This is a genomic window from Streptomyces sp. AHU1, assembly GCF_045343905.1.
GTDB lineage: Bacteria > Actinomycetota > Actinomycetes > Streptomycetales > Streptomycetaceae > Streptomyces > Streptomyces triticiradicis.
In genome coordinates this window covers 1,413,396-1,437,111 of record NZ_CP174283.1, presented here as the reverse complement: position 1 = coordinate 1,437,111, position 23,716 = coordinate 1,413,396, and the positions used below count along the sequence as shown (strand labels likewise).

Genomic DNA, 23,716 nt, shown 5'->3' with positions numbered 1-23,716 from the left:
GATCGTCCCCGCGTCGGCCGCGCCCGTCACTCCTCGCTCATCAGCACCACCTCCAGGGTGCGCGGACCGTGCACCCCCTCCACCCGGTCCAGTTCGATGTCGCTGGTGGCGGACGGGCCCGAGATCCAGGTCAAGGGCCGCGCCGGGTCCAGGCGTTCGAGCGCCCGGGGGACGGAGGTCACCACCTGGCCGGGGACCCGGACGACGCAGATGTGGTGGTCCGGGACCAGGGTGATCCGGCGGCGGCCCTGGTCCGGGCCGCCGTCGAGGACGATCGTGCCGGTCTCGGCGATCGCGACGGCGCAGCCGGTCACCACGCTCTCCACCCCGTCGAGTTCATGGGGCGTGCCGGCGGCCCGGTCGTGGACCCGGACGGGATCCGCCGCCGACGTCCACGCGGGCGGGAGCCCCGGAGGCACGAGCACGTGCCGGGACCCGCGCCGGGCGAGCAACCGCGCGACGAGGTCCGGCAGTTCCCCCTCGGTGGCGCGGTGCACGACCGCCCGGTAGTCCGCCAGGTTCTCCGCGAGGAGGTCCACCGTCCGCGCGACACTCCGCGCACCGTGCTCGCGCAGATAACCCCGGCCGACGGCCCGCTCGTACGAGGAGTCCTCGCCCGGCCGCCCGGGCCCCGGGGGAGTGTCGTCCCGGGGCACGTCCGCGAGGGCCCGGCGCACCCGGCCGAGGATCAGATCCCTGCTGCTCACTTCGTCATGTCCTTTCCGCCCCGCGTGCGCTGCCACCACGCACGGAACGACTCCGCCGGGACCGCGGGCAGTTCACGGGTCCCGCTCCACGCCCGGCCGGGCCCCGGCAGGGTCCGCGGGTGGAAGCGGCGGGTCCCGGACGCCAGCCGCTGCCCGGCCCGCAGGGCACCGGGACGGGCGAACGCCCAGCGTGCCGTGCGCATCGCCGCCCGTTCGGCGGCGTGTCCCTTGGCCGGCCTCAGCACGACCGTGTCGCCGTCCCGCGTGGCCCGCCCGCCCTGCGCGATCCTCTCCCGCAGGTGCACGAGGACCTCGGGGATGTCGATCGCGACCGGACAGACCTCGTAACAGGCGCCGCACAGCGAGGAGGCGTACGGCAGGGAGGCGTCGATCTCGCTCGCGGTGCCCCGGAGCTGGGGGCTGAGGATCGCGCCGATCGGGCCCGGGTAGACCGAGCCGTAGGCGTGGCCGCCCGCCCGCTCGTACACCGGGCAGACGTTGAGGCACGCCGAGCAGCGGATGCAGCGCAGGGCCTGGCGTCCGACCTCGTCGGCGAGCGTGTCGGTGCGGCCGTTGTCCAGCAGGACCAGATGGAAGGTCCGGGGGCCGTCCCCGTCCGTGGTGCCCGTCCACATCGAGGTGTACGGGTTCATGCGCTCGGCCGTCGAGGAGCGGGGCAGGGTCTGCAGGAACACCTCCAGGTCCCGCCAGGTCGGAACGGTCTTCTCGATGCCGACGACCGAGATCAGGGTCTCGGGGAGCGTCAGGCACATCCGGCCGTTGCCCTCGGACTCGACGACCACGAGCGTGCCGGTCTCGGCGACCATGAAGTTGGCCCCGGAGATGCCGACCTTGGCGCGCAGGAACTTCTCGCGCAGGTGCAGGCGTGCCGCTTCGGCCAGTTCGGCGGGTGCCTCGGTGAGTCCCTCGGGCGCCGCCCGGCCCCAGGCGCCCATCTCGCGGACGAAGATGTCACGGATCTCGCCGCGGTTGCGGTGGATCGCCGGGACGAGGATGTGGGAGGGCCGGTCCTCGCCCAGCTGCACGATGAGTTCGGCGAGATCGGTCTCGTACGCGCGGATGCCCGCGGCCTCCAGCGCCTCGTTGAGCCCGATCTCCTGCGTGGCCATCGACTTGACCTTGACGACCTCGCTCTCGCCGGTGGCCCTGACCAGCTCCGTGACGATGCGGTTGGCCTCCTCGGCGTCGGCGGCCCAGTGCACGACACCACCGGCCGCGGTCACCGACTCCTCCAACCGCACCAGGTACCGGTCGAGGTGACGGAGCGTGTGATCCTTGATCCGCTTGCCCGCCTCGCGCAGCTCCGCCCAGTCGGAGACCTCGGCGACGGCCTTGGCGCGCTTGGTGCGGATCGTCTGCGTGGCGTGGCGCAGATTGCCCCGCAGGGTCGCGTTGTTCACAGCCTCGTGCGCCGCCTTGGGGAAGGCCGGCATACCGACGAACGTTCCGCTCATGCGTTCGGCTCCTTCGTTCCGCTCGCCCGCGGACCCGCTTCCGTGCTCGCCAGGATCTCCGCGATGTGCACGGGCCGCATCCCCGTCCTGAGGCGGCCCATCGTGCCGCCGATGTGCATCAGACACGAGTTGTCCGCGGCGCACAGCACCTCGGCGCCCGTCGACTCGGCGTTGCGCACCTTGTCGGCGCCCATCGCCGCCGAGACGTCGGGGTTCTTGAGGGCGAAGGTGCCGCCGAAACCGCAGCACTCCTCGGCACCGGGCAGCTCCCGCAGCTCGAGTCCCCTGACGGCCTCGAGCAGCCGGCGCGGGCGGTCGCCAAGACCCAGACCGCGCAGCCCGTGACAGGTGGGGTGGTAGGTCACGGTGTGCGGGTAGTACGCGCCGACGTCCGTCACACCGAGGACGTCGACCAGGAACTCGGTGAGCTCGTACGTCTTCGGCACGACCGGCGCCAGCGTCCTGGCCAGGGTGTCGCCGCGTCCTTCCGCGCGGGCCCGTTCGCCCATCCGTGGATACAGTTCCCGCACCATCGCCCCGCACGATCCGGACGGCGTCACGATCGCCTCGTACTCCCCGAACACCTCGGCGAAACGCCGGGCGAGCGGCTCGGCTTCATGGCGGTAGCCGGTGTTGTAGTGCGCCTGGCCGCAACAGGTCTGCCCCATGGGGAAGTCGACCTCGACACCCAGTCTGGTCAGCAGGTCCACCACGGCGCGGCCGGTGTCCGGATACAGCGTGTCGTTGACACAGGTCAGGAACAGGGCGACACGCATCGCGGCTCCTCGGGACGGTTCATGGACGGGTGCAGGGTACGGGGCGGGCGCGCCCCGGGAAGGCGGCGCGCGCCTCGCGGTGTCCACCGCGCGCCTTCCCCGGCGGGTGCCGCGAGGTGTGGTTCTCGGGGTGCGGTCCTCATGGCGTGGTCCTCATGGCGTGGTCCTCATGGTGTGCCGAGCCTCGCCTCGGCCGCCCGCCACGCCGCCGTGTCGCCCCGCGGCTCGTAGCGGCGGAGCGGCTGGGTGCGCGCCACCAGATCGCGCATCTCGGCACGGTCGCCGACCAGTCCGTGCGCCCGCGCCTGGACGAGGACGTTGCCGAGCGCGGCGGCCTCCGCCGGGCCCGCCACGACCGGCAGCCCGCAGGCGTCGGCGGTGAGCCGGCACAGCAGTTCGTTGCGGGTGCCGCCGCCGACGACGTGCACGACGTCGACCGGGTGGCCGGCGAGGGACTGGGCCCGCTCGATCGCGCGGCGGTGCGCGAGCGCGAGGGAGTCGAGGATGCAGCGGGTGATCTCGGCGCGGGACTCCGGGACCGGCTGCCCCGAGGCCCGGCAGGCGTCGGCGATCCGCGACGGCATCCGGCCCGGCGCGAGGAACGCCGCGTCACCCGCGTCCACGACGGACCGCAGCGGAGCCACCTCGGCCGCGGCCGCGAGGAGTCCGCCCAGGTCGGGGTCGCCCCACTCCCGTACGCACTCCTGGAGCAGCCACAGGCCCATGATGTTGCGCAGATAGCGGACCGTGCCGTCCAGGCCCAGTTCGTTGGTGAAGTTGGCGGCCCGGCTCGCCTCGGTGCGGACGGGCGCGTCCAGCTCCAGGCCCGCCAGCGACCAGGTGCCGGTGCAGATGTAGGCGAACCGCTCCCCGGTCGCGGGAACGGCGGCCACCGCCGAGGCGGTGTCGTGCGAGCCGACGGTCGTCACCGGTACCGGGCCGGTCATTCCGGTCTCGTCCAGCACGCGCGGCAGCAGGGTCCCGGCCGGGTCGCCGGGACGGCGCAGCGGCGGGAACAGCCGCAGGTCGATGCCGAGCCGTTCCGCGAGGCCGTACGACCAGTCGCGGGTCCCCGGATCGATCAACTGCGTGGTGGAGGCGTTGGTGAGCTCGGTGCCCATCTCGCCCGTGAGCCAGTACGCCAGCAGATCGGGGATCAGCAACAGGTGTTCGGCGGAGGCGAGTTGCGCGGAGGCGCGGGCCGCCGTCAGCTGGTACAGGGTGTTGAAGGGGGCGTACTGCAGTCCCGTGGCCGCGTACAGTTCGGCGGCGGGCACGCTCGCCCACACCTTCTCCGCGATCCCCTCGGTGCGGGCGTCGCGGTAGTGCACCGGGTTGCCGAGCAGTGCTCCGTCCGCGTCCAGCAGACCGTGGTCCACCGCCCAGCTGTCGATGCCCACGGAGTCGACCTGCCCGGCCGCGCGCAGTCCGTCGAGGACGCCCGCGTAGAGCCCGAGGATGTCCCAGCGCAGCCCCTCGGGGACGCGGACGGGCCGATTGGGGAAGCGGTGCGCCTCGGTCAGTTCGAGCGTGTCCGGGCCGACGCGCCCGACCATGACGCGCCCGCTGGACGCGCCGAGGTCGACGGCGGCACAGGCGCGCGCCCGTGCGGTGCGCGCGGCGGAGGAGTGCGGGGCGCTCATCGGGGTCATCGCAGGAAGGCGGCGGCGACGCCGGCGTCGACCGGGACGTGCAGCCCCGTGGTGTGCGTCAGGTCCCCGCCCGTCAGGGCGAACACGGCCGCCGCGACGTGCTCCGGAAGCACCTCCCGCTTGAGGATGGTCCGCTGGGCGTAGAACTCGCCGAGCTTCTCCTCCTCGATGCCGTACGTCGCCGCCCGCTGCGCTCCCCAGCCGCCCGCGAAGATGCCCGACCCGCGCACGACGCCGTCCGGGTTGACGCCGTTGACCCGGATGCCGTGCTCGCCCAACTCGGCTGCCAGAAGCCGTACCTGATGGGCCTGGTCGGCCTTGGTCGCGGAGTAGGCGATGTTGTTCGGGCCGGCGAAGACCGCGTTCTTGGAGGCGATGTAGACGATGTCGCCGCCCAGCTTCTGCGCGGTCATGACCCGGGCCGCCTCGCGCGAGACGAGGAAGGAGCCGCGCGCCATGATGTCGTGCTGGAGGTCCCAGTCCCTCGCGGTGGTCTCCAGGAGCGGCTTGGAGATGGAGATGCCCGCGTTGTTCACCACCAGGTCGACGCCGCCGAAGGCCAGCACCGCGGCCTCGAACGCCTCGGCGATCTGTTCCTCGGAGGTGACGTCCACGCCCACGGCGACGGCCTTGTCGGGACCTCCGAGTCCGGCGGCGACCCGCTCGGCCCCCTCGGTGTTCAGGTCGGCGACCACGACGCACGCGCCCTCGGCCACCAGCCGTTCCGCGATCGCCCGGCCGATCCCGCTGCCCGCGCCCGTGACCAGGGCGACCCGGGTGGCGAGCGGCGCGGGCTTCGGCATCCGCCGGAGCTTGGCCTCCTCCAGGGCCCAGTACTCGATGCGGAACTTCTCCGACTCCTCGATCGGCGCGTACGTCGAGACGGCCTCGGCCCCGCGCATCACGTTGATCGCGTTGACGTAGAACTCGCCCGCCACCCGCGCCGTCTGCTTGTCCTTGCCGAAGGAGAACATGCCGACCCCGGGGACCAGCACGATCGCCGGGTCCGCGCCGCGCATCGCGGGGGAGCCGGGCTCGGCGTGCCGCCGGTAGTAGGCGGTGTACTCCTCGCGGTAGGCGGTGTGCAGCTCCCCCAGCCGGGCGGTCACGTCCTCCAGCGGCGCGGCCGGCGGCAGGTCCAGCACCAGCGGGCGGACCTTGGTGCGCAGGAAGTGGTCGGGGCAGGAGGTGCCCAGCGCGGCCAGGCGCGGATGCCCGGCGCGGGCGAGGAAGTCGAGCACCTCCTCGGAGTCGGTGAAGTGGCCGACCTGCGGGCGGTCCTGGGACGCGATGCCGCGCACGTACGGCGCGAGGGCGGCGGCACGCTCGCGGCGCTCGGTCTCGGGCAGCGCGCCGTAGCCCTCCAGGACGGGACCGAACGGCTCGGCCTCGCCCTTCTCCTCCAGGAACGCCTCCGCGGTGCGGATGATGTACAGCGAGTTGCGCTCGCACTCCTCGGCGGTGGCGCCCCACGCGGTGATGCCGTGGCCGCCCAGGACACAGCCGACGGCCCCCGGGTTGGCCTCCTTGACCGCCGCGATGTCCAGCCCCAGCTGGAATCCGGGCCGGCGCCAGGGAACCCACACCACCCGGTCGCCGAAGCACTCGGCGGTCAGCTTCTCCCCGTCGGCCGCGCAGGCGAGCGCGATTCCCGAGTCGGGGTGCAGGTGGTCGACGTGCGGGGCGTCGACGAGTCCGTGCATCGCCGTGTCGATGGAGGGCGCGGCGCCGCCCTTGCCGTGCAGGCAGTAGTCGAACGCGGCGACCATCTCGTCCTCGCGCTCGACGCCCGGGTACACCTCGGTCATCGCGCGCAGCCGGTCGAGGCGCAGCACCGCGAGCCCGTCCTCGGTGAGGGTGCCGAGGTCCCCGCCGGACCCCTTCACCCACATCAGCTCCACGTCACCCCCGGTCACGGGGTCGGTGTCGGTGCCCTTCGCGGAGGCGTTGCCGCCCGCGTAGTTGGTGTTGCGGGGATCGGCGCCGAGCCGGCGCGACCGGGCCAGCAGAGCGGCGGCTTCGGGATGGGGTGCCATGTTCCAGGTCCTTTGAAAGAGAGGGAGGGGAAGCGCCCTTCAGGGGCGCGGGGAGCTGCGCGACCGGCCACGGCGGCTCGCGCGGCCCGCGGACCACCGGGTGGGGCAGACGCGGCCCGGCGGGCCCGGCACGGAGGGCCGGCTTCGGCTCCGCCGGGCTCGTGGGGAAGAGGGGTGAGCGAGGGTGCCCCGTCAGGGGCGCGGGGAACCGCGCGACCTGCCACGACGACACCCGTGCCCCGCGAACCACCGCCGTGGGGCAGACGCGACACGGAGGGCCGACCGACCGAGCCCGCCCCGCCGGGGAACCCGTAAGCGGGCCCCGCGCAAGGGGCTAGGCCCTGTCGTCACATTCCCGCCTGCCCCGCGACGCCCGGCACTCCCCCTAGCTCTTCGAGCAGGGGGTACCCCCAGAGCACGCTCCCCCGAGCTCTCGGCTTCGCTCGAGCAGGGGGGACCCCCACGACGCCGCAGGGCCGCCCTTCGGGCGACGACGGGAATGTGACGACAGGGCCTAGGCCCCCCACCCCGCCTGGGTCCCCCCGACCCGCTCCGCGGCGATCCGCTCCGCCCACCCGGACCGGCGGTACGCCGCCACCGGATCCGGGTCGAGCCCCAGCTCCGCGCGGACCTCCGCGAGCAGCGGACGCACGTCCGTGTTGTAGGCGTCCATCAGCACCGCGTTCGCGGCCAGCACGTCCCCGCCCCGCTGGGCCTCGGCGAGCGCGGCGCGGTCGACGAGGAGGGCCTTGGCCGTGGCCTCCTGGACGTTCATCACGGACCGGATGATCGCCGGGATCTTCGCCTCGATGTTGTGGCACTGGTCGAGCATGAAGGCGACGTCCGGGGTGAAGCCGCCGCCGCGGATCACCTCGTACATGATCCGGAACAGCTGGAAGGGGTCGGCCGCGCCCACCATCAGGTCGTCGTCGGCGTAGAAACGGGAGTTGAAGTCGAAGGCGCCGAGCTTGTCCTCGCGCAGCAGCGTGGCGACGATGAACTCGATGTTGGTGCCGGGCGCGTGGTGACCGGTGTCGACCACGACCCGCGCCTTGGGGCCGAGCTTGAGGCAGTGCGCGTACGCGGTGCCCCAGTCCGGGACGTCGGTCGCGTAGAAGGCGGGCTCGAAGAACTTGTACTCGAGCAGCATCCGCTGGTCGTCGCCGAGCCGTTCGTAGACCTGTGCCAGCGCCTCCGTCAGCCGGTCCTGGCGCTCGCGCAGGTCGTCTTGGCCGGGATAGTTCGTCCCGTCGGCGAACCACAGCTTCAGGTCCCGCGAACCCGTCGCGTCCATGATGTCGACGCATTCGAGCAGGTGGTCGACGGCCTTGCGGCGTACCGCCGGATCCGGGTGGCAGACGGAACCGAGCCTGTAGTCGTCGTCCTGGAAGGTGTTGGAGTTGATCGCGCCCAGCCGCAGGCCGCGCTCCTCGGCGTGCTTGGCGAGCGCCGCGTAGTCGTCGGTCCTGTCCCAGGGGATGTGCAGCGCGACGGTGGGGGCCGCGCCGGTGAACTCGTGCACCTTGGCCGCGTCGTCCAGCTTCTCCCGCGGGTTCCTGGGCACGCCCGGCTGCGCGAACACCTTGAACCGGGTTCCCGAGTTCCCGTACGCCCACGACGGCGTCTCGACGGCCTGGGTCTTGAGCGCGGCCTTCACCGCGGCGAACTCGGTCACTTCGGGACTCCTACGACTTCGAATGGAACTGCTTCTCTGAAACGATTCAGGAGCGAAGCTATGAGTGCCCCGAAGGGCTGTCAACCCCTCCGGCCGGGGCCTTTCGCCGTGACCCTGTTGTGACGCAAGGCGGTCGAAGAATTTCGACACGAACCCATTGACGCGCCCTGGGTGGCATGCCTAACGTCCCGGCAACCCAATTGAAACCTTTCACGACGCTGTGGGGCCCGTCCCGCCGACGTCGTCGAGGAGCCCCTCATGACCCACCCGTCCGACACGGGTCCGGCCCCGGTGCTGGCGCTGAAGGACATCTCGAAGTCCTTCGGCGCCGTACGCGCCCTGCGGGACGTGTCCCTGGAACTGTTCCCCGGCGAGGTGCACGCGCTCGCCGGAGAGAACGGCGCGGGCAAGTCGACCCTCATCAAGACGCTCGCCGGCGTGCACCGACCGGACGCCGGCCAGGTGCTGCTGGACGGCGCTCCCACCGTCTTCCACGGCCCCGCCGACGCCCGTGACGCGGGCATCGCGGTGATCTACCAGGAGCCGACGCTCTTCCCCGACCTCTCCATCGCCGAGAACATCTTCATGGGCCGTCAGCCCAGGCGGGCCCTCGGCCGCATCGACCACAAGGCCACCCGCGCGGCGACCGCGGCCCTCATGAAGCGCCTCGGGGTCGAGCTCGACCCCGAGCGTCCGGCGCGCGGACTGTCCATCGCCGACCAGCAGATCGTCGAGATCGCCAAGGCGCTCTCCTTCGACGCCCGCGTCCTGATCATGGACGAGCCGACCGCCGCCCTCACCGGCAGCGAGGTGGCCCGCCTCTTCGGCGTGGTCCGCGCCCTGCGCGAGCAGGGCTCCGCGGTGCTGTTCATCTCCCACCGGCTGGAGGAGATCTTTCAGATCTGCGGACGCGTCACGACCCTGCGCGACGGGGCCCTGATCTCGTGCGAGCCGCTGGAGGGCATGACGGAGGACGACCTGGTGCGCCGGATGGTCGGCCGCGACCTCGACGAGCTCTACCCCAAGCAGGACGTCGAGGCGGGCGAGGTCGCCCTGAGCGTGCGCCGGCTGACCCGCGAGGGCGTCTTCACCGACGTCTCCTTCGAGGTCCGGCGCGGCGAGATCGTCGGACTCGCCGGCCTCGTCGGCGCCGGCCGCACGGAGGTCGCCCGGTCGGTGTTCGGTGTGGACCGCTGGGACGCCGGAGAGGTGGAGGTCGAGGGACGCAGGCTGACCAACGGCGCCCCCTCCACCGCCATGGCCGCGGGCCTCGCCCTCGTCCCCGAGGACCGGCGTGCCCAGGGCCTGGTGATGGACATGTCCATCGAGCGCAACATCGGTCTGACCGGACTGCGCACGACGGTCAGGGCGGGCCTGATGGACCGGGGGGCCGAACGCAGCCGCTCCCTCGACTGGGCGGTGAAGCTCCAGGTGAAGTACGCCCGGATCGCCGACACCGTCTCCACGCTCTCCGGCGGCAACCAGCAGAAGGTCGTCCTCGCCAAATGGCTGGCCACCGGCCCCAAGGTGCTGATCGTCGACGAGCCCACCCGCGGCATCGACGTCGGCACCAAGGCCGAGGTGCACCGGCTGCTCTCCGAGCTGGCCGCCGAGGGAGTGGCCGTCCTGATGATCTCCTCCGACCTGCCCGAGATCCTCGGCATGGCCGACCGCGTGCTCGTGATGCACGAGGGCCGGCTCACCGCCGAGATCCCACGCTCCGAAGCCACCGAGGAATCCGTGATGGCCGCCGCCACCGGGAGGGCCGCCGCATGACGGTCACCACCCCGCACGAGACCACCGTCGCCGACGCACCGAAGTCCAGCGGCACCCGGCTGGTGGACCGTGTCTTCAAGATGCGCGAACTCGCCATCCTGGCCGTCTTCCTGGTGATGATCGCCGTCACCCAGACGGGCAACAGCGAGTTCCTGTCCGAACAGGGCATCAAGGACCTGCTGCTGAACGCGACCATCCTCGTGCTGGTCGCCACCGGCCAGTCCCTCGTCGTCATCACCCGCAACGTCGACCTGTCGGTCGGCTCGACCCTCGGCATCAGCGCCTTCGCGGCGGGCACCTACCTCCAGGGCGGCGGCGACCCCGTCCTCGCCGTGCTCCTCGCGGTGCTGCTCGGCGTCGGCTGCGGACTGGTCAACGGACTGCTCGTCAGTCTCGGCCAGGTCCCCGCCCTCGTCGTCACCCTCGGCACGCTCTACATCATCCGCGGCATCGACTCCATCTGGGTCGGCTCCCGCCAGATCACGGCGGCCGATCTCCCCGGCGGCTTCGTCGACTTCGGCTCCGGCGGCATCTCCGCGGTCCCGTACCTCGCGCTGATCGCCCTGGCCGTCCTCGTGGTCGCCGCGTACTACCTCAGGCACTTCGGCAGCGGCCGCGAACTCTACGCGCTCGGCTCGAACCCGGAGGCCGCGCGCCTGGCCGGCATCCCGGTCCGAAAGCGCGTCCTGACCGCCTACACCGTCTGCGGCGCACTCGCCGGACTCGCCGGCGCCCTGTACCTCGCCCGGTTCGGCAACGTCGACTCCGGCACCGGCAACGGCTACGAACTCACCGTCGTCAGCGCGGTCGTGGTCGGCGGCGTCGTCTTCACCGGCGGCTCCGGCAGCGTCTACGGAGCCGCGCTCGGCGCCCTGCTGCTCACCTCCGTCAACAGCGTCCTGCCGGCCCTCGGCGTCAGCTCCGTGTGGGTGCTCGCCATCAACGGCGTCCTGCTCATCCTCGCCATCGCGGTCGACCGGATCGTCGCGCTGCGCGTGGCCTCCGCACTGAAGAAGAGGAACGCCCGCCATGGCTGACTCCGCCCTCTCGCGCGCCGTCCGCTGGGACACGGTCGTCGGCGCCCTCCTCGTCGTCCTGCTGCTCCTCTCCTTCTCCTTCGTGGACGGCTTCGGCAACGCGCTCAACCTGTCGTTCCTGATCGGCAACACCCTGCCGATCGCGCTGATCGCCCTGCCGATGACCCTGCTCGTGGTGGCCGGCGAGATCGACCTGTCCGTCGCCTCCACGGCCGGCCTCTCCGGATCGGTCATGGGCGCCCTGTGGAACCAGGGCATGGCGATTGAGACGATCATCCCGCTGTGTCTCGTGCTCGGCGTGGTGTGCGGGCTCGTCAACGGCCTGCTCGTGACCCGGCTCGGGCTGCCGTCGCTGGCCGTCACCATCGGCACGCTCGCCGCCTACCGGGGCATCGCGCAGATCGTGCTCGGCTCCGACGCGGTCACCGACTTCCCCGTCCAGTACCAGGACTTCGCGGCCGGACGCATCGGGGACACCTTCGTGCCGCAGGCGTTCCCGCTCTTCCTGGCGCTGCTCGCCGTCGCCGTGGTCGTGCTGCACGCCACCCCCTTCGGGCGCTCCGCGTTCGCGATCGGCGCCAACGAGGAGGCCGCCCGGTTCGCCGGCATCCGGGTCAAGCGGCAGAAGCTGCTGCTGTTCGTCGCGACCGGCCTCATGGCCTCGCTGACCGGCGTGTTCTGGGCCCTGCACTACGCCAGCGCCCGCTACGACAACGCCACCGGGCTCGAACTGTCCGTCGTGGCCGCCGTCCTGCTCGGCGGCATCGACTTCGACGGCGGCAGGGGCACGCTCGGCGGCGCGATCGCGGGCGTCTTCCTGCTCGGCTCGCTGCAGAACGTGATGAGCCTCCTCAACGTCTCCGCGCAGTCGCAGATCGTCGTCACCGGCGTCCTGCTCGTCGTCTCCGTGCTCGGCCCCCGGGTCGGGCGCCAGATCTCCGTGGCGAGGGCGGGACGCAGAGCCGCCGCCTCGACTCCGGCCCCGTGACCCCGTTCCGCCCACCCTCGTAAAGGAACCCTCACCCATGCGCAAGTCATCGATCCGCCGCACCTGCGCGGCGCTCGCCGCCGTCACCTCCCTCGCCCTGGCCGTCACCGCCTGCGGCGGCACCACCAAGAACGACGTGAAGGATTCGGGCGGTTCGGGTGCCGCCGCAGGCGCCAAGGCCGACCCGAACGCGGCCACGAAGAAGGGCCTCACCGTCGGCTTCCTGCCCAAGGCGGTCAACAACCCGTACTTCACCTCCGCGGACAAGGGCGGCGAGAAGGCGCTGACCGAACTGGGCTCGAAGTACAAGGAGGTCGGCACCAACAGCGCCACCGACACCAGCGGCCAGGTGAGTTACGTCAACACCCTCACCCAGCAGCAGGTCGACGCGATCGCGGTCTCCGCGCAGGACCCGGGCGCCCTGTGCACCGCGCTCAAGCAGGCCATGACCAACAAGATCAAGGTCGTCACCTACGACTCCGACACCAAGGCCGACTGCCGCAACGCGTTCGTCTCGCAGGCGAGCGCCGAGGACCTGGGCCGCACCGAGGTGCAGCTGCTCGCCGAACAGATCGGCTACAAGGGCGAGATCGCGATCCTGTCCGCCGCGCAGACCGCGACGAACCAGAACACCTGGATCGACTTCATGAAGGACGAGCTCAAGGACCCCAAGTACAAGGACGTCAAGCTGGTCAAGGTCGCCTACGGCAACGACGAGGCCCAGCAGTCCTTCCAGCAGACCCAGGGCCTGCTCCAGGAGCACCCGGACCTGAAGGGGATCATCTCCCCGACCACGGTCGGCATCAAGGCGGCCGCCCAGTACCTGTCCGGCTCCAAGTACAAGGGCAAGGTCAAGCTGACCGGCCTCGGCACCCCCAACGACATGCGCAAGTACGTCAAGAACGGCACCGTCGAGGCCTTCGAGCTGTGGGACCCGGCCAAGCTCGGCGAACTGGCCGCCCGTACGGCCGTGGCGCTCTCCTCGGGGCAGATCACCGGCAAGGAGGGCGAGACCTTCAAGGCCGGTGACATGGGCTCGTTCACCATCGGCGAGGACGGTGTCATCAGCCTCGGCAAGCCCACCGTCTTCGACGCGAAGAACATCGACCGGTTCGACTTCTGACGTCCCGCCGGGCCGGTGCTCCACCGTTCGCGCCGGCCCGACTCCCTGGCCCCGGAGGGTCATCGATGCAACGCGTGTGCTTCCTGCTGAAGGTCCGTGCGGACCGCCTCGACGAGTACCGCGAGCGGCACGCCGCCGTGTGGCCCGAGATGCTCGACGCGCTCTCGGCCACCGGATGGCACAACTACTCGCTCTTCCTGCGCGAGGACGGTCTGCTGGTCGGCTACCTGGAGACCGAGGACTTCGCGGCCGCGCGGGCCGCCATGGAGGCCACCGACGTCAACGCCCGCTGGCAGGCCGAGATGGCGCCGTTCTTCACCGCGCTGGACGGCGCCCGCCCCGACGAGGCCATGAAGCCCCTCACCGAGGTCTTCCACCTCGCCTGACCCGCCCCACCCGCCCGCGGTCCGACCGAGGAGCCCGTACATGAGACGACGCACCGTAGTGACGACGGCCCTGCTGGGCGCCGTGGCAGGACCCGCCCTCGCGGCGGGGACGGCCCGGGCGGCCGCCCCCGGCCCCTCCGTCACCCGGACCGGCACCACCCTGCTCGACCCCCAGGCCCTCTACTTCGTCTCCTACGACGGGCTGGTCAACAACAACTCGTTCCAGAAGAACGGCCTGTTGACCTACCGCGGCCACCAGTACGCGGCCTGGTACACCGCCGACCGCAGCGCGGTCGTCGCCCGCCGCGCACTGGGGGCCGGCAGCTGGTCCACGATCACGCTCGGCCACAAGCTCAAGAGCGACGACTCCCACGACGTGATCTCCATGGGCGTCTCCCGGACCGACGGCCGTCTCCACCTGAACATGGACTCGCACAGCGACGGCTTCTTCTACGTCAAGTCGGTGGCCGGGCTGCTCGACGACCCCGCGTCGACGGCCTGGACCCCCGCCGTCCTCGGGGCCGTCCAGACCTCCCTGGACGGCCTCGCGCTCACCACGCGGTTCACCTATCCGCAGTTCGTCGCGACGCCCGAGGGCCGCCTCCAGCTCAGCTACCGCACCGGTGTCTCGGGCAACGGGCGCAACGCGCTGGCGGAGTACGACGGTTCGTCCTGGACCGCGCTCGGCGAATGGTCCGCCTCCACCGGGACCTACACCAGCGCGCACGGGTCGAGCACCGCACGCAACATGTACCTGCACGGGATCGACTACGACGTGAACGGCCGGCTGCACTCCTTCTTCACCTGGCGCGAGCAGAACGCCGCCGTGATGTGCGGCGCCGGCGGCATCACCAACCACGACACCGGCTACGTCCACTCCACCGACCGGGGCCGCACCTGGCGCAACGACGCGGGCACCGTCGTCGGCACCACGGGGACCACGGACACGGTCTCCGTCACCGACGCCGGACTCGTCGTCGACCCCCTCGGCCCCGACCACTCCCTGATGAACCAGGAGAGCCAGGCCACCGACTCCGCGGGCCTGCCGCACGCGATCATCAGTTACGTGCCCGGACGCTTCGGGCAGTGCACCACCGGCTACGTGAAGGACCGCACCGCGAACGGCCGGGCCTTCCACCTCCGCAAGGGCTCCTCCGGCGGCTGGACCAAGACCGAGATCCCCATCGCCCTGAACTCCAGCCAGCGCACCGGACTGGTCCTGGACCGGTACGACAACGCCTACGCGATCCTGCCGTTCGGGCGGATCGCGGGCGCCTCGAAGGCCTCCGGTCACACCGACTGGACGCTCCTGTTCGACGGCGGCGGACTGAACGCCTTCGGCGAGGTCGTGATCGACGAGACGCGTGTCCCACAGGACGGAACACTGTCCGTGATGTACCAGGAGAAGTCCGCCGGGACCACGCCGTCGGCCCTGCGCGTCATCGATCTGAGGCTGCCCTCATGACCACTGGTTCCGGCCCGCTCACGGGTAATCTGAGGGCCGGCCTGCCGCTTCTCGTTCTTCTGGAGGTTCCCGCCTGATGGCCCAGTCGGTGGGTATCAAGGACGTCGCCCGCGCCGCCGGGGTCTCCGTCGGCACGGTCTCGAACGTGATCAACCGCCCGGAATCGGTGGCCTCCGAGACCCGGGCGCGCGTCCAGTCCGCCATAGACCGGCTCGGCTACGTGCGCAGCGAGTCGGCACGCCAGCTGCGGGCCGGGCGGAGCCGGATCATGGGCCTCCTCGTCCTCGACATGGGCAACCCGTTCTTCGTGGACGTCGCGCGCGGCGCCGAGCGCGCCGCCCGGCAGGCCGGGCTCGGGGTGATGGTCTGCAACAGCGCGCAGTCCCCGAGCGAGGAGGCCGACTACCTGTCGCTCTTCGCCGAGCAGCGGGTGCGCGGGGTGCTGCTGACGCCGTCGGACGCGAGCGGGCGCAACATCGAGGCGTTCCGCCGCAACGGCATCCCCTTCGTGCTGGTCGACCGGGTCGCCGAGGGCACCACCGAGTGCTCGGTCTCGGTCGACGACGTGGCGGGCGGCGCGCTGGCCGTCCGCCACCTCGTGGACGCCGGACACCGCTCGATCGCGTACGTCAGCGGCCCGCCCGGACTCAGCCAGGTGAGGGACCGCCGTACGGGTGCGCTGAACGCCCTGCGCGAGGCGGGCCTCGGCCCGGAGAACCTGCGCGAGCTGCCCACCGAGCGCCTCGACGTGGCCGCGGGCCGCGACGCGGGCGCCCGGCTCCTCGGCCTCGCCGAACGGCCCACCGCCGTCTTCTGCGCCAACGACCTGCTCGCGCTCGGCGTCCTGCAGGCCATGTACGCGGCCGGTGTCGGCGTGCCCGACGACCTCGCGATCGTCGGCTACGACGACATCGAGTTCGCCGCCGCCGCGGCCGTCCCGCTCACCTCCGTGCGTCAGCCGGCCGTGACCATGGGCGCCCTCGCGGCGGAGCTGCTGCTGGAGGAGATCGACGCGGAGACCGCGCCCGTGCCGCACGAGCACCGCCGGGTCGTGCTCCAGCCGGAGCTGGTCGTGCGCCACTCCAGCCTGGCGGCGCGCTGACCAGCGGTTCAGTTCCCCGTCACCGGACTGCTGAGTCACTGTTCAGTTCATTTTCCCGGTCCCCGGGCCGCGGAGCCGGGCCGGCATGTGCTCAACTGGGACGCAGCCTGGAGTCCGTACGTCTCGGGAGACCTGTTGACCGTCAGCTACCGCCAGCCCGGTGTCGTCCTCACCGACCACCGTTTCACCGTGCCCCTCGACCACGACCGGCCGACCGGCGAGAGCATCGAACTGTTCGCCCGCGAGGTCGTCGCGAGCGACAAGGCGCACCAGAACCTGCCGTGGATGGTCTACCTCCAGGGTGGCCCCGGCTTCGGGGCGAATCGTTTCGTCGGCCGTCAGGCCTGGCTCGACCGGGCGCTGAAGGACTTCCGTGTCCTCCTCCTCGACCAGCGCGGCACGGGAGCCTCCACCCCCGCCAACCGGCAGACGCTCCCGCTGCGCGGCGGCCCCCGCGAGCAGGCCGACCACCTCGCGCTCTTCCGCGCCGACTCCATCGTCCGCGACTGCGAGGCCATCAGGCCGGGACTCACCGGCGGAGCGCCCTGGACGGTCCTGGGCCAGAGCTTCGGCGGCTTCTGCACCGTGCGCTACCTCTCCAGCGCCCCCGAGGGGCTGAGCGCCGCCGTGATCACCGGCGGCCTGCCCTCCCTCGACGCCCACGCCGACGACGTCTACCGCGCCGCCTACCCGCGCATCGAGCGCAAGGTCGCCGCGCACTACGCCCGCTATCCGCAGGACGTCGAGCGCGCCCGCCGGATCGCCGAGTACCTGCTCCAGCACGAGCCCGTCCTGAACGGCGGATACCGTCTGACCGCCGAGGCCTTCCAGTCGCTCGGCATCCTCCTCGGCGGCAGCGACGGCAGCCACCGCCTGCACTACCTGCTGGAGGACGCCTTCGTCCGCACCCCGCAGGGCCACGCCCTCTCCGACGCCTTCCAGGAGGAGGTCCAAGGGCTGCTCTCGTACGCCGGTCATCCGCTGTACGCCCTGGTCCACGAGGCGTGCTACGCCCAGGGAGACCGCCCCACCGCCTGGTCCGCCGAGCGCGTGCGCGCCGAGTTCCCCCAGTTCGACGCGGCCAAGACCCTCGCGGACGACGGGCCGCTGCTGTTCACCGGCGAGTCCGTGCACCCCTGGACCTTCGAGACCGACCCGGCGCTGCGCCCGCTGCGCGACACCGCCGAGGAACTGGCCGCCCGCACCGACTGGGCGCCGCTGTACGACCCGGCCCGCCTCGCGGCGAACGAGGTGCCGGTCGCGGCGGCGGTCTACCACGACGACATGTACGTGGACGCCGGGCACTCGCTGCGCACCGCCCGTGCCGTCCGGGGGCTGCGCACCTGGGTGACCGACGAGTTCGAGCACGACGGGCTGCGGGCCGGCGGCCCGCGCGTACTGGACCGGCTGCTGGCGCTCACGCGCGACGAGGTCTGAGACGTCCGCGCCCCCTTCACGGCATCCGTGCCCCCTGGGATTCTGACGGCCTGTCAGAATCCTGAGGGGGTACGGATGATCGACACCACCCGCACGGACGTCCCGGAGGGCGAGGAGCGGCTCCGCCTCGACGTCGAGGACGGGATCGGCGTACTGACCCTGTGCCGCCCGGCGAAGCTCAACGCGTGGAGCTGGGAGTCCACCCGCCAACTCGGCCTGCTCGCCGACCGGATCCGCTTCGACCCCTCGGTCCGGGCGGTGCTGCTGCGGGCCGAGGGACGTGCCTTCTGCGCCGGGATCGACGTGAGCGCCCCGGGCGGCGCGATCACCGGCCGCTCGGGCGCCGAGCGCGCCCGCGCCTACTACGAGGGCATCCGCTGGGCCCACGAGCGCTTCACGGCCTTCGCACGGCTGCCGCAGCCCGTCGTCGCGGCCGTCCAGGGCCACTGCCTCGGCTTCGGGTTCGAGCTGGCGCTGATGGCGGACATCAGAATCGCCTCCCGCGACGCCGTGTTCGCGCTGCCCGAGACCCGGCTGGGGCTCGCCGTCGACGCCGGCGGGGACCTGCGGATCGCCCGCGAGGCGGGGGCGGGGTGGGCCAAGTTCCTGGCGCTGACCGGGAGGCAGCTGGACGCCGCGACGGCCGAACGCCTGAACCTCGTCCAACTCGTGGTGGAGAGGGCCGATCTGGAGGAGACGGCTCGAACCGTCGCCGAGGAGATCGCGGCGAACGCGCCGCTCGCCGTGCAGGGCGTCAAGCACGACATCGACGCCTATGCCGAGACCCCCGTGGCCGCGGCGCTCGACCGGACCGCCCTGTCGGCCGCGCTCACCCTCACCTCCGACGACGCGGCGGAGGGATACGCGGCCAAGGGCGCCCGTCGCGCGCCCCGTTTCGAGGGGAAGTGACCCCGTGTTTTGATCGGTCACCGTGGCGCAGGACGAGACAGGGGGACCGATGCACGACAGCGAACTTCTCGCCGACGAGTTCGAGGAGCACCGGGGCCGGCTGCGGGCGGTGGCCTACCGGATGCTGGGATCGCTCAGCGAGGCGGACGACGCCGTCCAGGAGACGTGGCTGAAGCTCGGCCGCACCGACGTGGACGGGATCAAGAACCTGGGCGGTTGGCTGACCACCGTGACCGGCCGGGTGTGCCTGGACATGCTGCGCTCGCGCGCCGCCCGCCGGGAGGACCCACTGGAGCCCTCCGGCACCTTCGTTCCCGACCCCGTGGTCAGCCCGCTCGACCGGATCGACCCCGAACAGGAAGTGCTGCTGGCCGACTCGCTGGGACTCGCCCTCCTCGTCGTCCTGGAGACCCTGGAACCCGCCGAACGGCTCGCCTTCGTGCTGCACGACATGTTCGCGGTGCCCTTCGACGACATCGCGCCCGTCGTGGGCCGCAACGCGGCCGCCACCCGCCAGCTCGCCAGCCGGGCCCGCCGCCGGGTCAAGGGAGCCGCCGCCCCCGAGCCCGAACGGAACGTCGTCCGGCAGCGGGAGGTCCTCGGCGCCTTCCTCGCGGCCTCGCGCGCCGGGGACTTCGAGGCCCTCCTCGCGGTCCTCGACCCCGATGTCGTGCTGCGCGCCGACGCGGGCGCGCTGGTCGGCGGTGTGACCGTGTCCAAGCTGGTGCGCGGCGCCGAGGCGGTGGCCGGGCAGGCGCTCACCTTCCGCCGGTTCGGGGCGAGTTCGCGGCTCGTGCAGGTCAACGGGGAGGCGGGCGCCGTCGCGATCGTGGAAGGCCGGCCGCAGTCGGTCATGGGTGTCACCGTGGCCGACGGCAGGATCGTCGCGATGTACATCCTGGCCGACCCCGAACGGCTCGCCCGTCTTGATCTCGCGGGGGAGAAGCCGTGGGAGTGAGCGGCGACGGACGACGGTCAGCCGGTGAAGGGACCGCGCCCCAGCTGGTCCCGCACCGGCGTGACCGGCGGACCGACCAGATCCCTGCGCTGCCAGTTGGCGCCGTCCACCACCAGGGTGTGACCGGTGATGAAACGGGCGTAGGGGGACGCCAGGAAGGTGGCGGCCCAGCCGAGTTCACGGGGCGCGCCGACGCGCAGGGCGGGCTGCCGCCGGCCGAGCGCGTCGCGCCCCCCGTCGTCCTCGCCGTCCGCCGCGGCCCGTGCCAGATTGCCGCGGATGTCGTCCGTCATGTCCGCATGGGGCATCAGTCCCGGCACCAGACCGTTGACCTGGATGCCGTACGGTCCCCACTCGACGGCCAGGGTCCGCACGAGGCTCTCCACGCCCGCCTTGGCCGCCGCGCTGTGTGCGAAACCGGGGCCGCCGGTCCAGGCGTAGGACGCGCCGACGTCGATGACCGACCCCGGCGTGCCCGCCGCCAGATGCCGTCTTCCGAACTCACGGGTCATCAGGAACGTTCCCGTGAGGGTGATGTCGACGACCGCCTGCCAGGCGTTGGGAGACATGTCCTCCGTGGGGACCGGGAAGTTGGCGGCCGCGTTGTTGACCAGCACGTCGGGCAGCGCGCACCCGTCGAACACCTCACAGATGCGCTTCGGGTCCCGGATGTCGCAGACGGCGGACGTGACCCGGGTGCCCAGCTTCGCCAACTCGTCCCGGGCGGGCGCGAGATGCCGCTCGCGACGGCTGACGATCAGGAGATCTGCGCCCAGCCGGGCGAACTCCGCCGCGATCGCCCTCCCGAGTCCGGTGCCACCACCGGTGACCAGCACCAGCGAGCCGTCGTACGTCCCGGCCGGCAGCGCGCTCGTGCCCAGCGGGGGAGGGGCGGGGAGACCGGGGAACGCGGTGGAGTCCATGGCTGACCCGATACCCGGTGTCGCCGCCGGACATCCGGGCAGGGCGCGCCGGGAACCCTCGCGAGCGCTCTCGGACACCATGCGGGCACGGCCGGGACCGTCGCGGCTGAGTAGGCTGGAACGCATGCACGCGAACGGCAGCACATCCCCTGAGCCCCGAACCGAAACCCGAACGGAACCGCGAACCGATCCGCGAACCGGGCTACGGGCCGACTGCGGCCGGTGTTTCGGACTGTGCTGCGTCGCCCTGCCCTTCGCCCGGTCGGCCAACTTCGCGATCGACAAGGGCGCGGGTGAACCCTGCCCGAACCTGCGGAGCGACTCCCGGTGCGGCATCCACGACCGGCTGCGGGGGACGGGCTTCACGGGCTGCACGGTCTACGACTGCTTCGGCGCCGGGCAGCAGGTCTCCCAGGTGACCTTCGGCGGAGTGGACTGGCGCTCGGGCTCCAAGGAGCGAGCCCGCCGTATGTTCGACGTGTTCCCCGTGGTGCGCCACCTCCACGAACTGCTCTGGTACCTGAACGAGGCGCTGACGCTCCCCGCCGCACGTCCGGTGCACGCCGACGTCCGGCGCATGATCTCCACGACCGAGCGTCTCACCCGGGGGACCCCGGAGGAACTGGCCGCGCTGGACGTCGGCGCGCACCGGCAGGAGGCCGGCGAGCTGCTGCTGCGGGCCAGCGAGCTCGTCCGGGCGGGGACCGGCGGGGGCAGGAGGAAGGACCGGCGCGGCGCGGATCTGATGGGCGCCCGTCTCAAGGGCGCCGACCTGCGGGGCGCGAGTCTGCGCGGATCTTTGCTCATCGCCGCCGATCTCACCGGGGCCGATCTGCGCGGCGCCGATCTGCTCGGCGCCGACCTCCGGGACACCGACCTCACCGACGCCGATCTGACCGGGGCCCTCTTCCTCACCCAGCCGCAGCTGAACGCGGCCCGCGGCAGCGCCGGCACCCGGCTCCCGGACTCGGTCGAACGCCCCGACCACTGGACCTCTCAGGCCTGAGGGGGATTTCCCGGGCCGAGGGCGGGGCCGGGCCCCCGGTCGGCGGCGCCGGCCAAGGTCGCCTCCCGCCCCGGTGCCACCGGCGGGCGCCGTTCGAGGTGCAGGCGCAGCCCCTCCGGCATCAGGGTCAGCCGCTCGGCCACCCGCAGCCGGTAGCCGGGGTCGGGCCGCAGGTCGTAGCGGCGCAGCAGCAGCCCGAGGACCAGGGTCGCCTCGTGCAGCGCGAACTGGCGGCCGATGCAGGCGCGCGCCCCGGTGCCGAACGGTTTGAAGGTGTGCGCGGGCCGGGCCCGTACCGCCTTCGCGTCGAAGCGGTCCGGGTCGAACTCCTCCGCGTCGGCGCCCCACACCTGCGGGTCGCGGTGCAGCATCGCGGTCAGGACCAGGGCCCATGCCCCCTCGCGCATCGGGTGGACCCCGCCGAGCACGGTGTCGTGCCGGGCCTCGCGCGCGAAGGCCGGTGCCGTCGGCCAGAGCCGCAGCGACTCGTCGAGGACCCGGCGGACGTGGCGGAGCCTGGCGACCTGCTCGTAGCCCGGCCGGTCCGTGCCGCCCCAGACGCGTTCGACCTCGGCGCGCGCCCGGGCGGCCGTCTCCGGGTGCCGGGAGAGGTGGTGCAGGGCGAAGGACAGGGCGCCCGAGGTGGTCTCGTGGCCGGCGATCAGGAAGGTGATGACCTGGCGGCGGATGTTCTCGGGGGTCAGCCGCTCCCCGGTCCCGGGGTGCGCCGTCTCCAGCATGCGGTCGAGCAGGTCCCCCTCGCCGCCGCCGCTCCGGCGGGAGGCCACCACGGCGTCGACCGTGCGGTTGAGGTACGCCATGTCCGCGGCGTTGCGCCGGGTGGCACCCCGCAGCAGCAGCGGGGCCAGCGGGACCGGGACGACGTTGAGGCGCTGCGCGTAGGTCAGCGTGCCCACCATCGCGTCCACGAAGGGGTGCGGCCGGGAGCGCTCGAAGGAGGCGAAGTCATGGCCGAAGCCGGTCCTGGAGATCGTCTCCAGCGTCAGTTTCGTCATGTCGCCGGGCACGTCCACGGCGCGGCCCGCGGCCTGCTCCCGGTCCCAGTGGTCCGTCAGCCGCTCGGCCACGTCCAGCATCATCGGGTGGTAGCCCTCCATGGCCTCGCGGCTGAAGCCGGGGGCGAGGACGTCGTGCGCCAGCTGCCAGTTGGGCTCGTGGTTGTAGGCGGTGAACAGCCCGTCCCCGGCGACCGGACGGAGGTTGGCGACTCCCAGGCCCACGTGCTTGGCGAACCGCGACTCGTCGGCCAGCTCGGCGGCGAGATCCGCGCCCCAGACGAAGACGATCTCGTTGCGGAAGGCCCGGCGCCGGAAGATCGGTCCGAGCTCCCTTCCGAACCTCATGGAGTCCTGGAGCGGGGAACGGACGCTCGCGCCGAGCACATCGCCGACCAGCGGGACGCGGCGCGGCGGGTGCGGGATGCGGTGCAGCTCCGGCCAGCCCAGCTCCGCGCTGCGGAAACCCCTGGGCCGGGCTGCCTCCTTCGTCTCCGCCATGACGCCAACTCCCTTGTGTACCAAGCAGGTCGAGTCTGTTGTACGTGAGTTCAATAACGGAGTTCAGTCTGGTCCCGTTGTTGAACCGGCGTCAAGTAAAGTGCGGGCATGACGGGGAAGCGGGGGGAGGGCGCACGCCGCCGGCTCAGCACCGGGGAGCGCCGGGAGCAACTGCTGTCGGTCGGCGCCCGCCTGTTCTCGGAGAGTCCGTACGACGACGTCTGGATCGAGCAGGTCGCCGAGATCGCCGGGGTCTCGCGCGGACTCCTGTACCACTACTTCCCGACGAAGCGGGACTTCTTCGCCGCCGTCGTCGAGCGGGAGAGCGGGCGGATGCTGCGGATGACCGCGGCGGTGCCCGGCGTCCCGGTGCGCGAGCAGCTCGGCGCCGGCCTGGACACCTTCCTCGGGTACGTGCAGGAGCACGCGCACGGGTTCCGCGCCTTCCACCGTGCCGACGCGGCTGGTGACCAGGCCGTGCGCAGGGTCTACCGGCAGGCGCTGGCCGCCCAGGAGCGGCAGATCCTCCAGGCGCTGGCCGCGGATCCCGAGCTCGGCCGGTCCTTCGAGGACCGTCCCGAACTCCGTGTCGCGGTCCGCGGGTGGCTGGCCTTCACCACGGCCGTGTGCCTGGAGTGGCTCCGGGGCGCGGACCTGACCCGCGAGCAGGTGCGGGACCTGTGCGCGCGGGCGCTGCTCGGCGCGATCACGCCCTGAGACCCCCGCGACTCCTCTTCTCCGGCGGGCACGGATCCCGGCGGACGGTTC

At 72.2% G+C, this 23,716-nt stretch carries 20 protein-coding genes; 12 read left to right on the top strand and 8 right to left on the bottom strand.

Annotation, left to right across the window (positions count from 1 at the left end):
* Positions 1–26: 26 nt before the first annotated feature.
* From ACICHK_RS06600 to rhaI, 6 genes are all read right to left on the bottom strand, one after another.
* The gene (locus tag ACICHK_RS06600) at positions 27–707 is read right to left on the bottom strand and encodes a lactate utilization protein C (protein WP_406836163.1); all 681 of its coding nucleotides are present in this window, start codon (positions 705–707) and stop codon (positions 27–29) included.
* Positions 704–2,182, bottom strand: a complete 1,479-nt coding sequence (locus ACICHK_RS06595) for a LutB/LldF family L-lactate oxidation iron-sulfur protein (RefSeq protein ID WP_406836161.1) — start codon at positions 2,180–2,182, stop codon at positions 704–706. The genes ACICHK_RS06600 and ACICHK_RS06595 overlap by 4 nt, the downstream gene beginning before the upstream one ends.
* Complete coding sequence (locus ACICHK_RS06590) at positions 2,179–2,958, bottom strand: (Fe-S)-binding protein (RefSeq protein ID WP_151466992.1); 780 nt, start codon at positions 2,956–2,958, stop codon at positions 2,179–2,181. Before ACICHK_RS06590 ends, ACICHK_RS06595 begins: the two co-directional genes overlap by 4 nt.
* Before the next feature lie 167 nt (positions 2,959–3,125).
* Complete coding sequence (locus tag ACICHK_RS06585; protein WP_406836160.1) at positions 3,126–4,601, bottom strand: rhamnulokinase family protein; 1,476 nt, start codon at positions 4,599–4,601, stop codon at positions 3,126–3,128.
* Between the two features lie 5 nt (positions 4,602–4,606).
* Positions 4,607–6,646: a bifunctional aldolase/short-chain dehydrogenase gene (locus ACICHK_RS06580; protein ID WP_406836159.1), complete on the bottom strand. Its 2,040-nt coding sequence runs from the start codon at positions 6,644–6,646 to the stop codon at positions 4,607–4,609.
* Positions 6,647–7,160: 514 nt separating this feature from the next.
* Positions 7,161–8,321, bottom strand: coding sequence for an L-rhamnose isomerase (gene rhaI / locus ACICHK_RS06575; RefSeq protein WP_406836158.1), 1,161 nt, complete (start codon positions 8,319–8,321; stop codon positions 7,161–7,163).
* 258 nt (positions 8,322–8,579) lie between these two features.
* Between rhaI and ACICHK_RS06570 the strand changes: the two genes are divergently transcribed.
* From ACICHK_RS06570 to ACICHK_RS06525, 10 genes are all read left to right on the top strand, one after another.
* Entirely contained in the window at positions 8,580–10,097 is a 1,518-nt protein-coding gene (locus ACICHK_RS06570) for a sugar ABC transporter ATP-binding protein (protein WP_406836156.1), read from the top strand.
* Entirely contained in the window at positions 10,094–11,134 is a 1,041-nt protein-coding gene (locus ACICHK_RS06565) for an ABC transporter permease (RefSeq protein ID WP_406836155.1), read from the top strand. The genes ACICHK_RS06570 and ACICHK_RS06565 overlap by 4 nt, the downstream gene beginning before the upstream one ends.
* A complete protein-coding gene (locus tag ACICHK_RS06560; RefSeq protein ID WP_406836154.1) occupies positions 11,127–12,122 on the top strand; it encodes an ABC transporter permease in 996 nt (331 codons plus the stop codon). The genes ACICHK_RS06565 and ACICHK_RS06560 overlap by 8 nt, the downstream gene beginning before the upstream one ends.
* 37 nt (positions 12,123–12,159) lie before the next feature.
* On the top strand, positions 12,160–13,245 hold the full coding sequence (rhaS, locus tag ACICHK_RS06555) for a rhamnose ABC transporter substrate-binding protein (RefSeq protein WP_406836152.1): 1,086 nt from the start codon (positions 12,160–12,162) through the stop codon (positions 13,243–13,245).
* 65 nt (positions 13,246–13,310) lie between these two features.
* A complete protein-coding gene (locus ACICHK_RS06550) occupies positions 13,311–13,631 on the top strand; it encodes an L-rhamnose mutarotase (RefSeq protein ID WP_406836151.1) in 321 nt (106 codons plus the stop codon).
* A 40-nt stretch (positions 13,632–13,671) separates the two neighbouring features.
* On the top strand, positions 13,672–15,096 hold the full coding sequence (locus ACICHK_RS06545) for a BNR repeat-containing protein (RefSeq protein WP_406836150.1): 1,425 nt from the start codon (positions 13,672–13,674) through the stop codon (positions 15,094–15,096).
* A 76-nt stretch (positions 15,097–15,172) separates the two neighbouring features.
* On the top strand, positions 15,173–16,198 hold the full coding sequence (locus tag ACICHK_RS06540) for a LacI family DNA-binding transcriptional regulator (RefSeq protein WP_151467002.1): 1,026 nt from the start codon (positions 15,173–15,175) through the stop codon (positions 16,196–16,198).
* A gap of 135 nt (positions 16,199–16,333) precedes the next feature.
* On the top strand, positions 16,334–17,635 hold the full coding sequence (locus ACICHK_RS06535; protein WP_406836148.1) for an alpha/beta fold hydrolase: 1,302 nt from the start codon (positions 16,334–16,336) through the stop codon (positions 17,633–17,635).
* A 75-nt stretch (positions 17,636–17,710) separates the two neighbouring features.
* The gene (locus ACICHK_RS06530; RefSeq protein ID WP_406836146.1) at positions 17,711–18,544 is read left to right on the top strand and encodes an enoyl-CoA hydratase/isomerase family protein; all 834 of its coding nucleotides are present in this window, start codon (positions 17,711–17,713) and stop codon (positions 18,542–18,544) included.
* Between the two features lie 49 nt (positions 18,545–18,593).
* Entirely contained in the window at positions 18,594–19,502 is a 909-nt protein-coding gene (locus ACICHK_RS06525) for a sigma-70 family RNA polymerase sigma factor (RefSeq protein WP_406836145.1), read from the top strand.
* 17 nt (positions 19,503–19,519) lie between these two features.
* Here the strand turns inward: ACICHK_RS06525 and ACICHK_RS06520 are convergent, their stop codons facing one another.
* Positions 19,520–20,425, bottom strand: a complete 906-nt coding sequence (locus ACICHK_RS06520) for an SDR family oxidoreductase (RefSeq protein WP_406836144.1) — start codon at positions 20,423–20,425, stop codon at positions 19,520–19,522.
* Between the two features lie 124 nt (positions 20,426–20,549).
* Between ACICHK_RS06520 and ACICHK_RS06515 the strand changes: the two genes are divergently transcribed.
* The gene (locus tag ACICHK_RS06515; protein ID WP_406836143.1) at positions 20,550–21,431 is read left to right on the top strand and encodes a pentapeptide repeat-containing protein; all 882 of its coding nucleotides are present in this window, start codon (positions 20,550–20,552) and stop codon (positions 21,429–21,431) included.
* On the opposite strand, the gene ACICHK_RS06510 is transcribed toward ACICHK_RS06515, so the two are convergent.
* Positions 21,422–22,948 carry a cytochrome P450 gene (locus tag ACICHK_RS06510; RefSeq protein WP_406836142.1) on the bottom strand — a complete coding sequence of 509 codons (1,527 nt, stop codon included), beginning with the start codon at positions 22,946–22,948 and terminating at the stop codon, positions 21,422–21,424. The two genes, ACICHK_RS06515 and ACICHK_RS06510, sit on opposite strands and share 10 nt — an antisense overlap.
* Positions 22,949–23,056: 108 nt before the next feature.
* Between ACICHK_RS06510 and ACICHK_RS06505 the strand changes: the two genes are divergently transcribed.
* Positions 23,057–23,665, top strand: coding sequence for a TetR/AcrR family transcriptional regulator (locus tag ACICHK_RS06505; RefSeq protein WP_406836141.1), 609 nt, complete (start codon positions 23,057–23,059; stop codon positions 23,663–23,665).
* Positions 23,666–23,716 lie beyond the last annotated feature (51 nt).

Bases quoted from the DNA above. Each gene is read 5' to 3' on its own strand.
- ACICHK_RS06540 (WP_151467002.1), top strand. From the start codon at position 15,173: ATGGCCCAGTCGGTGGGTATCAAGGACGTCGCCCGCGCCGCCGGGGTC.
- ACICHK_RS06530 (WP_406836146.1), top strand. From the start codon at position 17,711: ATGATCGACACCACCCGCACGGACGTCCCGGAGGGCGAGGAGCGGCTC.
- ACICHK_RS06515 (WP_406836143.1), top strand. From the start codon at position 20,550: ATGCACGCGAACGGCAGCACATCCCCTGAGCCCCGAACCGAAACCCGA.
- ACICHK_RS06525 (WP_406836145.1), top strand. From the start codon at position 18,594: ATGCACGACAGCGAACTTCTCGCCGACGAGTTCGAGGAGCACCGGGGC.
- ACICHK_RS06520 (WP_406836144.1), bottom strand. From the start codon at position 20,425: ATGGACTCCACCGCGTTCCCCGGTCTCCCCGCCCCTCCCCCGCTGGGC.
- ACICHK_RS06595 (WP_406836161.1), bottom strand. From the start codon at position 2,182: ATGAGCGGAACGTTCGTCGGTATGCCGGCCTTCCCCAAGGCGGCGCAC.
- ACICHK_RS06580 (WP_406836159.1), bottom strand. From the start codon at position 6,646: ATGGCACCCCATCCCGAAGCCGCCGCTCTGCTGGCCCGGTCGCGCCGG.
- ACICHK_RS06590 (WP_151466992.1), bottom strand. From the start codon at position 2,958: ATGCGTGTCGCCCTGTTCCTGACCTGTGTCAACGACACGCTGTATCCG.
- ACICHK_RS06560 (WP_406836154.1), top strand. From the start codon at position 11,127: ATGGCTGACTCCGCCCTCTCGCGCGCCGTCCGCTGGGACACGGTCGTC.
- ACICHK_RS06545 (WP_406836150.1), top strand. From the start codon at position 13,672: ATGAGACGACGCACCGTAGTGACGACGGCCCTGCTGGGCGCCGTGGCA.
- ACICHK_RS06565 (WP_406836155.1), top strand. From the start codon at position 10,094: ATGACGGTCACCACCCCGCACGAGACCACCGTCGCCGACGCACCGAAG.
- rhaS (WP_406836152.1), top strand. From the start codon at position 12,160: ATGCGCAAGTCATCGATCCGCCGCACCTGCGCGGCGCTCGCCGCCGTC.
- ACICHK_RS06570 (WP_406836156.1), top strand. From the start codon at position 8,580: ATGACCCACCCGTCCGACACGGGTCCGGCCCCGGTGCTGGCGCTGAAG.
- ACICHK_RS06505 (WP_406836141.1), top strand. From the start codon at position 23,057: ATGACGGGGAAGCGGGGGGAGGGCGCACGCCGCCGGCTCAGCACCGGG.
- ACICHK_RS06510 (WP_406836142.1), bottom strand. From the start codon at position 22,948: ATGGCGGAGACGAAGGAGGCAGCCCGGCCCAGGGGTTTCCGCAGCGCG.
- ACICHK_RS06550 (WP_406836151.1), top strand. From the start codon at position 13,311: ATGCAACGCGTGTGCTTCCTGCTGAAGGTCCGTGCGGACCGCCTCGAC.
- ACICHK_RS06585 (WP_406836160.1), bottom strand. From the start codon at position 4,601: ATGAGCGCCCCGCACTCCTCCGCCGCGCGCACCGCACGGGCGCGCGCC.